Below are 13,188 nucleotides of genomic sequence, written 5' to 3'. Positions count from 1 at the left end.
CCATGCCGATCTATGAATACATCTGCCAGGGCTGCAAAAAGAAGGTCAGCCTGCTGATCCTCAACCCCACGACTTACGGGACACCACAATGTCCCAGCTGTAAAAGCGAAAAACTGGAGCGGATCATGTCGCGATTCCGAACCCGGCAGTCCGAGGAGAAGCGGATGGAGAAGCTGGCCAATCCCTCCTCCTTTACCGGGCTGGACGAGAACGATCCGGTCTCGGTGGCCAAATGGGCCAAGAAGATGGGAAAAGAACTGGGGGACGAGGCCGGGGAAGGTTTCGACGAGATGGTGGACCAGACCATGGAGGAGGAGGTCCATAAAAGCAAAGATGAAGAGAATGTTTGAGGATCCCAGCGGAGGGATGAGCGACGTTTGATTGTTTGAGGAGCCTGATAGTGTGCTGGGCGATGTTTGAAATAATGGAAGCGTTTGGGATATTGAGCTGGATGCCAGGCGATGTTTAAAAATATTGGAAACATTGTATGGGGCACAAAGGGTAAAGAATATTTACAAAGGGTGTGGATTCCCGATCGAATCGGGAATGACCATTGAGCGAAAACCTTTGTGCCTTAGTATGAGAAGGAAAATATAAAGAAGCATGAAACCAAGAATAGCCATAACCATGGGGGATCCGGCCGGGATCGGGCCGGAGATCGCCATAAAAGCGGCCCTGGACAACCGGGTCAGACGGGCCTGTTGTCCCATACTGGTGGGGCCGAGGGACCTGTGGGGGGAATTAGCCGGGGCCTTCAAGCTGAAGCTGAACAATGTCCCGATACACGACATCTACTGCCCCAAGTTCAACATCGGACCGGGCAGGGAGAGCGCCCAGACCGGGAGGATCGCGGCCGAATCCATCATCGCCGCGGCGGTGATGGCCCTGGACAACGCGATATCCGGAATGGCCACCGCCCCCATCTCCAAAAAAGCCCTGGCTTTGGCGGGCTATAAACAGACGGCCCACACCGAGCTGCTGGCCGAGCTGTGCGGCTCCGGCCCCTGCGCCATGATGTTCGCCGCCCAAAAGCTCAAGGTGACGCTGGCCACCATTCACCAGCCGCTGGCCAAGGTTCCCGGGCTGATCACCAGGCAGGTGATACTGGATAAATTGTCCCTGACCGATGCCGCCCTGAAAAAATTATGGGGCATCAAAAATCCCCGGATCGTGGTTCTGGGGCTCAATCCCCATGCCGGAGAGCAGGGTCTGCTGGGCAGGGAGGAGATAGCGGTGATCTCTCCGGCCGTGGCCCGGGCTGTTAAATCTGGCATCAATGCCATCGGGCCGGTGTCGGCTGAGGCCGGTTTCAGGTTATGCCAGGAGGGAAGGGCCGACGCCCTGCTGGCCATGTACCACGATCAGGGACTGCTGGCTCTAAAAGTTTTGGGCGGGGCCACCAACATCACCCTGGGATTGCCGTTCATCCGGACCTCGCCGGATCACGGGACGGCCACGGATATCGCCTGGAAAAATAAGGCCGACCCCGAGCCGATGATCCGGGCGGTGCTGCTGGCGGCCAGGCTGTCGGGAAAGGCATCAAAGGATCATGGTCCTGGCCTTTAATTAACTTTCTCTTGTAGCCAAGAGAAAGTTACAAAGAGAAGCTTTAGGGGATGACCAGCTAAAGTATACATTGGAACAAAGCACTCAAACCGCCGTCATTGCCGGATGCTGAATAATTAGCCCTGGACCGCTGAACGCGGCCATCCCCTAAAACCCGGCTTGGCTGTTTCATGCTTCACAGGCCAAGTTAATGTTGTTGTTAATAATACTAATATGTCTAAATCTCCGGATCACATGATTCTTTGGAGCTGGCTGATGGATTTTAAAATGGTCAATGAGGGGGCATGGATAGCGAGTGAAAAGAGATTATCCCAACGGCCCATTTATGGTATAATGAAAAATCGAAAACGTAAAATATTTAAGCGATTATGATAGAACTGTTGCATGTCTCCAAGACCTTCCAGAACAGCTGGCAGGCGCTGACAGAGATCAATTTTAGTATCGAAAAAGGCGAGTTCGTCTTTCTGATCGGTCCATCGGGCTCCGGCAAGAGCACTATCCTGCGCCTGCTGATGATGGAGGATTTCCCGGATCAGGGGGTGGTCAAGGTGGCCGGGTTCGCCTCGGACTGCATCAAGCGCCGGCAGATACCCCAGCTGAGGCGAAAGCTGGGGGTGATCTTCCAGGATTTCAAGCTGCTGCCGGAGCGGACGGTCTACGAGAACGTGGCCTTTGCCCTGGAAGTGACCGGGGCCTCCCACGGGATGATCCACAAGAAATCCATGGCGGCCCTCAACCAGGTGGGACTGTCGCACAAGCGGCACTCCCTGCCGCACCAGATGTCGGGCGGCGAACAGCAGAAGGTGGCCATCGCCCGGGCCCTGGTCAACGATCCGTTCATCCTGCTGGCCGACGAGCCCACCGGGAACGTGGATCCCCAGGGGACCCTGGAGATAATCCAGATCCTGAAGGACATCAATGCCAGGGGAACGGCGGTGCTGATGGCCACCCACGAGCAGGAGCTGGTGAAGAAGATGCCCTACCGGGTGCTGATGCTGGACAACGGAAAGATCGAGAAGGACCTGCCGGCCAGGATCACCCAGCGGCGGCGGGAGGAGTAGGATCAGATTACAGATAATGGGGAACGGATGATGGGAGATAGGCGGGGTGTCGTTTGAGGCGCACACTATTTGAGCAAAGCGTTGTTTGAAATGATCGAGAAGCCTGTTATGCCAGCCGGACGGTGTTTGAAGCGGCGGGAGATTTTTACAGTATTTTAGAATTCTACGTGATCTCTGTGTGCTCGGCGGTGAAGCGAAAAACGGACAGGGAACGGACCCCACCCTACCACTTCGGTTTGTGCAACAATAAGTCAGGCTCAGTGCAGGCTCTCCCCTAAAGCATTAGGAGAGGGAAATAGATATTATTTTATTATTTAACCAGGAGGTAAAAATGCGATATTTTCTCATCGCCGCGGCATGTTTCTCGGTGGTCTTTTCATCCGCCGGCTGCGGGCCCGACCCCCGCGACCAGGAGTACCTCCGAGCCATGCGGCCGCTGGTGGTACAGTATGCCGAGCTGGCCAACGACTTCAACAACTACCTGCCCGGCGATTTCGACAAGTTCTCGGCCAACATCGAGTCGCTGCGCAAGCAGGCGATCCTGGTGTACCCGCCTTCGTCTAAGAAGCTGAGACGGTTCAACGCCGAGTTCATTGACCTGCTGAACAAGGCCAAGAAGGCGGGCTTTGTCTTCGGCACCGAGTTTTTGGACTGCGAGGAGCAGGCCAACGGCGTCAAGGAATACGACCGCAAAGTGGACGTGGCCGACAAGTGGCGGTGGGAGGCCCGGGAGTCGTCGCAGGGGTTCGGCGAGGCCCACCAGAGGCTGAAACCGTACCTGCAGAAAATCTTCGAATACCCGGTAAGAGACATCGACCTGAAACCCACCATCACCGCCTTCGCCAAGCAGATGATCCAGTAGCCGTTCCCTTGGCCGGGCAGGCGACAGTAGGGCGGGCTTAAAGCTGCCACCGCCATTGCGGGGTGCCGCTGCTGCGGCAAAAGATTAGAGTATAAAGTATACGGTAGACAGTAGTCAGGAGACAGGAGACAGTAAGGGGAACGGATGGCGCACGGATTCAACGGATTTTTACTGATTGTCCAATAACTAGATTGTCTCTGCGACAATTCGATTAAACTCAGTGCATCGCTCTGCGGTGAAAGTAGACAGTAGACAGTATTTGAAGCGCGTCATCCTGATTAAAGTAATAAAGTCTTTGCGTCCTTTGCGTCTTTGCGGTTAAAAAAGTCTGGATTCCCGCCTGCGCGGGAATGACAAAAAGCAATAAAACCTCTGCGACTCTGTGGTGAAGAAGAAGTGATTATGAAAAGCCCCGATAGGTTATGCTATCGGGGCTTCTGTGTTTTTCTGATGAGCCAGAGTATTTTAAGAAACGAACATTTAACTTTCTCTTGTAGCCAAGAGAAAGTTACAAAGAGAAGCTTTAGGGGACGACCAGCTGGAGTATTAAATCCAACAATATTTTCAAACCGCTTTTATATTGGTTTTCCGACTTTTATGCTTGCAACGCTGAACGCGGCCGTCCCCTAAAACCCGGCTTAGCAGGTTCATACTTCGCCGGCTAAGTTGATGTTAGAAGGCTGTACACTTTCTTAATAAAAGAAATAAGAAGCCCCGATAGGTTATGCTATCGGGGCTTCTGTCATGCTCCACACTTTGGAATGGTGCCCGCCTTTGCCGGGGGCTGTTCATCTCGATATGGCCTGCGGCCTACTCGATGAACAGTTGCCAAGCGTTGGATATTTGGAGTGGTGCCCGCCTTTGCCGGGGGGCTGTTCATCTCGATATGGCCTGCGGTCTACTCGATGAACAGTTGCCAAGCTCTGCACTTTGGGATGGTGCCCCGATACGCTTGGTTATCGGGGCTTCTGTCATGCTTCACGCTTTGGAGTGGTGCCCGCCTGCGCTGAAGCTGCGGCGGACTATTGCCATACTCTGGAGCGGATATGGTGGAGGCGGTGGGAATCGAACCCACGTCCGAAAAAAGAACAACCGAAGCCTCTACATGTTTAGTTTATGTTTTGTCTTTTCCTAAAGGCCCGCATAAACACGGTCCTGGTCGGAGCAGCCCCTGGAATCTTATTCCGAATGACGGGACATCACCCGGAACCAGCCCTTCTTTACGATGTCGTTTGTAAGCCCGATGGGCGGAGACCTACAACGACATAGCGCTTAAAACTAAGCTGCTAAAGCGTAATTAAAGTTGCCATTTTGATGGCTTGCCAGTATTTTAACGAGCCCTCTGACATTCTCGACATGCCACTTTGATCTATCTTAATCCGTCGAAACCTGTCGCCCCCCTCTAATTGAGTTTAAAGTTTAAAGTTCAAAGAATGAAAGTCGGAATATCCGAACAGTTTAAAGTTTACAGTTTAAAGTTCAAAAGCCGGATGAGTATCCGGTATACGGTATTCAGTAGACTGTAGTTCGCAACCATGATAAAGATAACCCATAAAAGGGAAAAAGTCAAGGCATCTTGGTCGACCCCACCCAACCCTCCCCGATGCGGAGAGGGATACGATTTACTTGGTGGGATTTGCGGTAAATAGATCCTTCAGTTTGTAAGGCAGGTGTGTCGGGCTCAGGATGACGATACGTCAGTTTAAAGTTCGTAAAGCTGCCACCGCCAATGCGGGGTGCCGCTGCTACGGCAAAAGATCAAAAAACGTCACACTGAGAAGACCGGTTTGCCTTACTAGCTGAATGTGTGAATATAGAAGATCGTCACCCGTTCGTCTTGTTTGGCGGGAAGGCCCCTCAGGGTGACAAAGCTAGGCGCGCCAACCGGAAAATGATCTGGGCCCATCGGCGATAATCAGCGGATAAAAAACCCACGTAACCTATTAAAATATATTGACATTAAGCCGCATATAATGGTATTATAAAATGTCAAAAAATAATGTATTATTACCAGAGAAAAAGGGAACCAAAATGGACAGCAACAGCATCAAGATCACCCTGCCGGACGGCAGTGTCAGGGAATACCAAAAGGGGGTCAGCGCCGCCGAGGTGGTCAAATCCATCGGCAGCGGTCTGGCCAGAGCTTCGCTTGCGGCCACAATAGACGGTAAGCCGGTGGGCCTGGGCACCACCATCGCCCATGACGCCTCCTTCACCGCCCTGACCTTCGATTCTCCGGAGGGCAAGGATATATACCGCCACTCGGCCAGCCACTTGATGGCCCAGGCCGTCACCGAGCTGTACCCCGAGGTCAAGGTGGCCATCGGCCCGTCCATTGAGGACGGCTTCTACTACGATTTCGACCGCGCTACTGCTTTTACCCCGGAAGACCTGGCCAAGATAGAGGCCCAGATGGCCGAGATCGTAAAAAAGGATCTGCCCATCGTCAGGGAAGAACTGTCGCGGGACCAGGCGCTGGAGATGTTCAAATCCAAGGGAGAACTGTATAAAACCGAACTGATCAACGACCTGCCGGAGGGGGAAAAGATATCCCTCTACCGCCAGGGCGAGTTCGCCGACCTGTGCCGAGGGCCGCACCTGCCGTCCACCGGACGAATGCGCTTCTACAAGCTACTGTCGGTGGCCGGGGCCTACTGGCGGGGCGACGAAAAGCGGAAGATGCTGCAGCGCATCTACGGCACCGCCTTCGACAAGAAGGAACAGCTGGAGGCCCACCTGCAGAAGCTGGAGGAGATCAAGAAGCGTGACCACCGCAAGCTGGGCAAGGAGATGGATCTGTTCTCGCTGCACGATGAGGCCGGGGCCGGGCTGGTGTGCTGGCATCCCAAGGGGGCCAGGATGCGGTCAATTGTGGAGGACCACTGGCGGAAAAGACATTTTGCCGGGGGCTACGATATCGTCTACACCCCGCACATCGGCAAGGAATGGGTGTGGCAGACCTCCGGCCACCTGAAGTTCTACAAGGAGAACATGTATTCCCCGCTGGATATCGACGGCACCGACTATTACCTGAAGCCGGTCAACTGCCCGATGCAGATACTGATCTACAAAGCCGGGCACTATTCCTACCGGGACCTGCCGCTGCGCTGGGCCGAGCTGGGCACCGTCTACCGCTACGAACGGAGCGGAACGCTGACCGGGCTGTTCCGGGTGCGGGGCTTCACCCAGGACGACGCCCACATCATCTGCACCCCGGCCCAGATGGACGACGAGGTATTAAGGGTGCTGGACTTCTCGCTGTCGATCATGGCCGATTTCGGGTTCAAGGACGTCAAGATAGAGCTGTCGGTGCGGGACCCCAACAACCTGGACAAATACGCCGGCTCGGACGAGATGTGGATCAAGGGCGAGGAATCGCTGGTGAAAGCGCTTCAGGCCCGCAACATAGACTACGAGAGGATGGAGGGCGAGGCGGTGTTCTACGGGCCCAAGATAGACATCAAGATCCGGGATTCTTTGGGCCGGCTGTGGCAGTGCACCACCATCCAGTTCGACTTCAACATGCCGGTGGGATTCGACATGACCTATATCGGCGAGGACGGCAAGGAGCACCGGCCCTACATGGTGCACCGGGCCCTGCTGGGATCGTTGGAACGCTTCTTCGGGATCCTGATCGAGCACTACGCCGGGAATTTCCCGCTGTGGCTGGCCCCGGTTCAGCTGGCGGTGATGAACATCACCGATGCCCAAGGGGATTACGCACGCAAACTAGGGGACAGGTTACAGGAATCAGAGTACAGGGTGAAGATGTTTTTGGGCTCGGAGAAGGTGGGGGCCAAGATCCGGGACGCCGAGATGGAGAAGATCCCCTACATGGCGGTGGTGGGAGACCGGGAGATGGAGGCCGGGACCGTCTCGCTGCGGAAGCACGGCCAGGGGGATATCGGAAAGATGACGATTGAGGAGTTGATGGCCAAGCTGGGGGATGAGGTGCAGGGCAGAAAGTGAGGCAATTTGAAGTATACAGTATTCGGTATACAGTATCCGGCATTAAGTTTAAAGTTCAAAGTCATAAAGTTAAAAATCTGTCACACTGAGAAGGCTGGCTTGCCGGACAGGTTGAATGTGTGGATACAGTCACCCGTTCAGCTTGCCTGATGGAACGAGACCTCAGGGTGACAAAGGCGGCAGTTGAAAATACGAAGTTTAAAGTTCAAAGTAAAATAATCGTGTAATGTATGGGCGACCGTCCGGTCGCCCGGTCCTGCCCAACGTGTCATTCCCGTGAAAACGGGAATCCATGCCTCGCGCCTGGTAAGCATACCGCGTGGGGACACGGCGTGCCTTATCGGTTGTTCTTTTTCTTTTTTGTGCCGCACCTCTCCCCTACCCCTCTCCTAAAGCATTAGGAGAGGGAAGAGCCTGCACTGAGTATGACCGGTTGCTCTGGCTTACGAAGTGGTGAGGTCAAAAGGTCGTCGCTGCACCTCTGCCCGGCGGCTGCAGACCGGCGGCCTAAATTTGACAAACTCGCTGCTCTCGGACACTGCCAAATCCTTAACGGCCGCCTTTGACCAGCAGCAGAGCTGAGGCGACAGGGGACCGAGGCCAGCCGCACCCATTCGCCTGGGCAAAATTGCTTAAAGGCGGGGAACCAAGACCGGGGACCTGCATTGGGTTTGCCAGCGACAGAACAAAGGCGACAGGGACGGAGGAGGATGGTGATTTGAAAGCAGGGATACCAGCACTGAGAACAGAAGCAAGTTCTACAGAATACTATCTCCTGAATACCGGATACCGGCAATAGGTCTTTTAACTGCATTATCAACCATTCATATAAGCCATGAGTAAAGTACTGATTACCGGGGGATGCGGCTATGTGGGCTCGCATGTCAACAAATGCTTAAGCCAGAAGGGCCACCAGACCGTGGTGCTGGACAACCTGGTCCACGGCCACCGGGAATTCGCCAAGTGGGGAAGGCTGGTGGAGATGGATCTGGGCGACCGGGCCGGGCTGGAAAAACTGCTGGCGGCGGAAAAGTTCGACGCGGTGCTGCACTTTGCCGGCTACATCGCGGTGGGCGAAAGCGTGCGGGAGCCCGAGACATATTACCGCAACAACGTGGGCAACAGCCTGATCCTGCTGGCGGCCATGAGGCAGGCCGGCCTGAACCGGATCATCTTCTCCTCCACCGCGGCGGTCTACGGCGACCCGGTGCAGATCCCCCTGGGTGAGGACCACCCCCTGGCCCCCATCAATCCCTACGGCCGCACCAAGCTGATCATCGAGCAGGCCCTGCGGGATTTCTCGGCGGCCTACGGCCTGCGCTCGGCCGCCCTGCGCTATTTCAACGCCGCCGGGGCGGCGCCGGGGGCCGGTATCGGAGAACGGCACGTCCCCGAGACCCACCTGATACCGCTGGTGCTGGGGGCGGCCCTGGGCAAGCGGCCCGAGGTCTCGGTCTACGGCGCGGACTATGACACCCCGGACGGCACCTGCCTGCGGGACTACATCCACGTGGACGACCTGGCCGAGGCCCATGTCCTGGCATTGGAATACCTGGAACAGGGCGGGGGGACGGACTGCTTCAATCTGGGCAACGGGAACGGCTTCTCGGTGCAGGAGGTGATCTCGACCGCCCGGAAGGTCACCGGCCGGGAGATCAAGGCGGAGATCACCCCCCGCAGGGAGGGCGATGCCCCGCGGCTGATCGCCTCGTCGGACAAGGCCAAGAGGATACTGAACTGGAAGCCCCGCTATACCGACCTGGGGGACATCGTGAAGACGGCTTGGGAGTGGCATAAGGTATAAAAGCGGATATGGGTAGACAGTAGACAGGAGACAATACCCAGTTTAAAGCTTAAAGCTGAAAGTTAAAAGAATAAAAGCTTGTCACACTGAGAAGACATCGTTGCCTGACTGGCTGAATGTGTGAGTGCTAAAGCCCAAAGAATAAAGCCGGTATACAGTATACAGGAGACAGTATTTATTATTAAGCTGAAAGTTCATAAAGTAGAAAGTAGACAGCAGGAGGGCAGGGCAACGTTTGAGAGGCCGGACGGGCGGGCTGGGCAACTGGGACCACGTTGGAGATGCTAGATATACTTCAAGCACTGTTGGAAACGTACGAGATGCCAGGATATGCTGCCCAGCAACAATGGATCGCTGGAGAGTCCCGGCAGGGCGTCAAACAACGACAGACAACGGGCAGCTAACCGCGAAAAACGCTAAAAAAGCATCCCAGGGGGAAGTAAGGCAGATCTTGGAAAAATATAAAGTAAACCGCAGTTTGAGTTTACCCGGAAGATCGCCGCCGCCGGTGAAAATACCAGGCCGGCCGTTAATCCTGAAATAGTTATCCGACGGCATCGGATAACATATTGACAAATTATACGATGATGTCGTATAATGTTTTAAAAAGGAAACCCCATGGAGCAAATTTTATATCGTTACAATCCCTGGTGGGAGCCGGGCTGGCAGCTGGAAAGCCTTCACCAGCGGGCCGGGTATTTGGAGGCGATGGAAGCATCTCTGGACAGCCGGGACATTGTGATGCTGACCGGCTTGCGCCGTATCGGAAAGACCACCCTGATGCACCTGCTGATAGACCGGATGATAAAGAGGGGCCTGGCCGAGCCCCGGCGTATTTTTTACGTAAGCCTGGATGATTATCTGCTGGCCAAGAGCAACCTGCCCGAAATAATAGAGGCCTACCGCAAGATACACGGCTTCAGCCACCGGGAAAAGGTATATCTGTTCCTGGACGAAGTGACCTATCTGCCCGGGTACGAACAGCAGCTTAAAAATGTTTACGACGGCCAGAGGGCCAAGGTCTTCGCCTCGTCATCCAGCGCCTCGCTTTTAAAAAGCAAAAAATCACACTTGGTGGGGCGGCACCGGTTGGTGGAGATAATGCCTCTGGACTTTGGCGAATACTTAAAATTCTCAAACATCACCATATCCAAGGCGGACCGGCATCTTACCGAAAGCCACTTTGAGAAATACTTAGCCACCGGCGGCATTCCGGAGTATGTGTTGCGCCGGGAACCGGCCTACTTAAGGGAACTGGCGGATGACATCATCCACAAGGATATTGCCGCCCTGCACGGAATCAAGGCGCTGCAGCAGCTGAAGGATTTTTTTCTGCTGCTGATGGAACGGTCGGGCAAAGCATTCAGCATCAACAAGTTGGCCAGCGTCCTGTCAATATCTCCGGACACCGCTGGACGCTACCTGGAGCTGTTTGCCGACAGCTATCTGATCCATCTGGTTCCCCGCCAGGGAAAGACCAATGCCCGGCTGCTGGCCCCCAAAAAGATCTACGCGGCCGATCTGGGAATAAGGAGCCAGTTCACCGGATTTCGCGATCTGGGAAGCCTGTTTGAGAATTACATCTACCTTAAGATCAAGCATCTGGGGCCGCGCTATGTTTACCAGGACGGCATCGAGCTGGATTTCGTAACCGATAAGGGCCTTTTGATAGAAGCCAAGTATAACAGCGCCATGACAGCCATGCAGCAGGAGCTGTTCCGGCTGACGCCGGCCAGAAAAAAACTAGTGATCAACGGTCCGCATGACTTGAAGCTGCTGGAAACAGTGGACAAATAGGTTTGAGGAGCCTGGCAGGGAGCCAAACAATGAACAATGGAAACTTGGGAAACTGGACAAATAGGAAGTGGGCAAATGGGAAATAGGGGAACTTAAAACGAAGGCAGCCCTTCGACGGTTTGATCCGCCGCGGCGGACTCACCGCAGGCCCCGCTCAGGGTAAAAAACGGAAAGCTCATAAAGCTGAAAGTAGACAGGATACGAAGCTTAAAGATCAAAGCATAAAAGGCGCGTCATCCTGAAAAGACAACCAAGATTGGCTAATGAAGGATCTGCGCCGGCGGATAGAGATTCTTCGGATAGTTCGTCAGGCCGCCAGACTCAGAATGACGGGACGTCAGTTTAAAATTCGCAAAGTAGAAGGCAGACCGTAAGTAGACAGTAGACAGTAGCCGGGAAAGACAGGGGGACGGCCCGCTAAAGGCGCGAAAAAAGAATCAACAATAAATAATCATCGGTACGGGGATTCAATGATAAACATGAAAAACAAAGCCGGGATGGGCTGGCAGTCAGCGGGACAGGCCCTGGAGGAAGACCGGCGGGACAGGATACTAAAAGCCGATACCCGGCAGTTCATCCTGCTGTGCAGCGGTCTGCTGGAACGGCATATCGGGCGGCTGACCCCGCGCCGCGGATCAGGGCTGGTGGAGCAGCAGCGGCGGTTTAAGAGGCTGGTCCAATGATCGAGCTGATCCGGACCGGGGCCGAAATACAGGATTTTATAGAAACCCGGGGCTGGAAATTCTGCTTCATCGGGGGGCTGGCGGTGCTGCGCTGGGGGGAGCCCCGGTTCACGGCTGGGCTCAGGGCAAGAGTTTAAAGTTGAAAAAACATTCAGTTACAATAATCCTCCCCGTACGCAACGAATCAAAATTTATCATTCCCTGCTTGCAATCAATCATTGCCCAGTTGCAGCCTAATTATCAGCCATAGGCTGATCCGCCGTGGAGGATAAAACCATACTAAATAAACTAAAATTTACTTAGAACCCAAATTTATTTCTAAGTAAGTTAAAATTTACTTAAAAGGATAAAATGAGCGATAGATCGGGCGTATATATTCAACAGCCGGCTGGTGTAAGAAGAAGGACCAATAGCACACGGATTCAACGGATTGGTTTGGATTTTAACGGATTATTTTGTGCCTGATCTATCATCTACCGCTTCCCACTTTCTCTTTGAAGAGAAAGTTACAAAGAGAACTCGTCGCTGCACCTCTGCCCGGCAGGCACAGACCCTAAGGCCTGAATTTGACAAACTCGCTGCGCTCGGACACTGCCAAATCCTTAACGGCCTTCTTGGTTCAGCGGCAGAGCTGATGCGACAGGGATACGTCTGGAACGCGGATCGGGGCGGGTGCGGGAGGACCAATAGAACGCAGATTCAACTGATTGGTCTGGATTTGAACGGATTATTTTGTGTTGGGTTACGGGGATGGGGGGACCAATAGCACGCTACCCAGTTTAAAGTTGAAAGACCTGTCACACTGAGAAGACTTGCTTGCCTGACTGGCTGAATGTGTGAACGGTACGTCAGTTCAAAGTTTAAAGAATAAAAGCCACTGTGTCCTTGAGAACCACTGTTAAAAATAAGATGCGTGAACCCCGAAAAAACGGGGGTGTCTTGGCGGTGAAAGCCAACCGGAAAAGGGAAAATAATCTGTATCCATCTGCGTTAGTCTGCGGATAAAAAAACCAACAACCAAAAAGGAGAAAGACCATGAAGAAGACCGCCTGTACCCTGATCATCCTGGCGGGCGTATGCCTGCTGGTGGGGATCGTCTTGAAAGTTGCTGGAATGAGCCACGGCATTTTGGGCACAGTGCCCAGTTCGTATCTGGAGATGACCAAGATATTACTGCTGGCGGCTATTGCGGTGAAATGCTGCTGCAAGTGCCATCACAAGCACGACGGGGAGAAAAAGGAAGGCGATTCCTGCTGCAAGTAGGGCCCGGCCCTGATCCGCCCAACGTGTCATTCCTGCACTTCATTGCATTCAGCATAAACCCTGAGCCAGCAGGGCTTGCTTGCCTTACTCAGGGCAGGCTTCCAGCAGGAATCCATGCCTCTTGCCTGGCCTGCATACCGCGTAGGGACACGGCGTGCCTTATCGGTTGTTCTTTTTCTTTTT

General features: G+C 54.1%; 10 protein-coding genes and 1 other RNA gene. 10 read left to right on the top strand and 1 reads right to left on the bottom strand.

All coding sequences use genetic code 11. The features are described from left to right. Window positions 1-2: 2 nt before the first annotated feature. The 4 genes from KJ869_09095 to KJ869_09080 all read left to right on the top strand — a co-directional run bounded on the left by KJ869_09095 (window position 3) and on the right by KJ869_09080 (window position 3,489). The gene (locus tag KJ869_09095; protein MBU1577347.1) at window positions 3-350 is read left to right on the top strand and encodes a zinc ribbon domain-containing protein; all 348 of its coding nucleotides are present in this window, start codon (window positions 3-5) and stop codon (window positions 348-350) included. Between the two features lie 253 nt (window positions 351-603). After that, complete coding sequence (pdxA, locus tag KJ869_09090) at window positions 604-1,566, top strand: 4-hydroxythreonine-4-phosphate dehydrogenase PdxA (protein ID MBU1577346.1); 963 nt, start codon at window positions 604-606, stop codon at window positions 1,564-1,566. A 368-nt stretch (window positions 1,567-1,934) separates the two neighbouring features. Then, on the top strand, window positions 1,935-2,627 hold the full coding sequence (gene ftsE / locus KJ869_09085; protein MBU1577345.1) for a cell division ATP-binding protein FtsE: 693 nt from the start codon (window positions 1,935-1,937) through the stop codon (window positions 2,625-2,627). A gap of 331 nt (window positions 2,628-2,958) precedes the next feature. Next, entirely contained in the window at window positions 2,959-3,489 is a 531-nt protein-coding gene (locus tag KJ869_09080; protein ID MBU1577344.1) for a hypothetical protein, read from the top strand. Between the two features lie 1,047 nt (window positions 3,490-4,536). On the opposite strand, the gene ssrA is transcribed toward KJ869_09080, so the two are convergent. Continuing rightward, window positions 4,537-4,889, bottom strand: a transfer-messenger RNA (tmRNA) gene (ssrA, locus tag KJ869_09075). Window positions 4,890-5,520: 631 nt separating this feature from the next. On the opposite strand from ssrA, the gene thrS reads away from it, so the two are divergent. The 6 genes from thrS to KJ869_09045 all read left to right on the top strand — a co-directional run bounded on the left by thrS (window position 5,521) and on the right by KJ869_09045 (window position 13,005). After that, window positions 5,521-7,458, top strand: a complete 1,938-nt coding sequence (thrS, locus tag KJ869_09070; GenBank protein MBU1577343.1) for a threonine--tRNA ligase — start codon at window positions 5,521-5,523, stop codon at window positions 7,456-7,458. Between the two features lie 835 nt (window positions 7,459-8,293). Next, window positions 8,294-9,262, top strand: a complete 969-nt coding sequence (galE, locus tag KJ869_09065; protein MBU1577342.1) for a UDP-glucose 4-epimerase GalE — start codon at window positions 8,294-8,296, stop codon at window positions 9,260-9,262. 618 nt (window positions 9,263-9,880) lie between these two features. Continuing rightward, window positions 9,881-11,059, top strand: coding sequence for an ATP-binding protein (locus KJ869_09060; GenBank protein ID MBU1577341.1), 1,179 nt, complete (start codon window positions 9,881-9,883; stop codon window positions 11,057-11,059). A 479-nt stretch (window positions 11,060-11,538) separates the two neighbouring features. Beyond that, complete coding sequence (locus KJ869_09055; GenBank protein ID MBU1577340.1) at window positions 11,539-11,742, top strand: hypothetical protein; 204 nt, start codon at window positions 11,539-11,541, stop codon at window positions 11,740-11,742. Next, complete coding sequence (locus KJ869_09050; protein MBU1577339.1) at window positions 11,739-11,879, top strand: hypothetical protein; 141 nt, start codon at window positions 11,739-11,741, stop codon at window positions 11,877-11,879. The genes KJ869_09055 and KJ869_09050 overlap by 4 nt, the downstream gene beginning before the upstream one ends. 898 nt (window positions 11,880-12,777) lie before the next feature. Further along, complete coding sequence (locus tag KJ869_09045; GenBank protein MBU1577338.1) at window positions 12,778-13,005, top strand: hypothetical protein; 228 nt, start codon at window positions 12,778-12,780, stop codon at window positions 13,003-13,005. Window positions 13,006-13,188: the final 183 nt, after the last annotated feature.

It is taken from the genome of Candidatus Edwardsbacteria bacterium (genome assembly GCA_018821925.1).
In the GTDB taxonomy this organism is placed as follows: Bacteria; Edwardsbacteria; AC1; order AC1; family EtOH8; genus UBA2226.
Note: the sequence above shows the minus strand (reverse complement) of the source record. Positions and strands in the feature narration are given on the sequence as shown.

Coding starts and splice junctions, on each gene's coding strand:
- KJ869_09050 (MBU1577339.1), top strand. CDS start 11,739: ATGATCGAGCTGATCCGGACCGGGGCCGAAATACAGGATTTTATAGAA.
- ftsE (MBU1577345.1), top strand. CDS start 1,935: ATGATAGAACTGTTGCATGTCTCCAAGACCTTCCAGAACAGCTGGCAG.
- pdxA (MBU1577346.1), top strand. CDS start 604: ATGAAACCAAGAATAGCCATAACCATGGGGGATCCGGCCGGGATCGGG.
- galE (MBU1577342.1), top strand. CDS start 8,294: ATGAGTAAAGTACTGATTACCGGGGGATGCGGCTATGTGGGCTCGCAT.
- KJ869_09080 (MBU1577344.1), top strand. CDS start 2,959: ATGCGATATTTTCTCATCGCCGCGGCATGTTTCTCGGTGGTCTTTTCA.
- KJ869_09095 (MBU1577347.1), top strand. CDS start 3: ATGCCGATCTATGAATACATCTGCCAGGGCTGCAAAAAGAAGGTCAGC.
- KJ869_09045 (MBU1577338.1), top strand. CDS start 12,778: ATGAAGAAGACCGCCTGTACCCTGATCATCCTGGCGGGCGTATGCCTG.
- KJ869_09060 (MBU1577341.1), top strand. CDS start 9,881: ATGGAGCAAATTTTATATCGTTACAATCCCTGGTGGGAGCCGGGCTGG.
- KJ869_09055 (MBU1577340.1), top strand. CDS start 11,539: ATGAAAAACAAAGCCGGGATGGGCTGGCAGTCAGCGGGACAGGCCCTG.
- thrS (MBU1577343.1), top strand. CDS start 5,521: ATGGACAGCAACAGCATCAAGATCACCCTGCCGGACGGCAGTGTCAGG.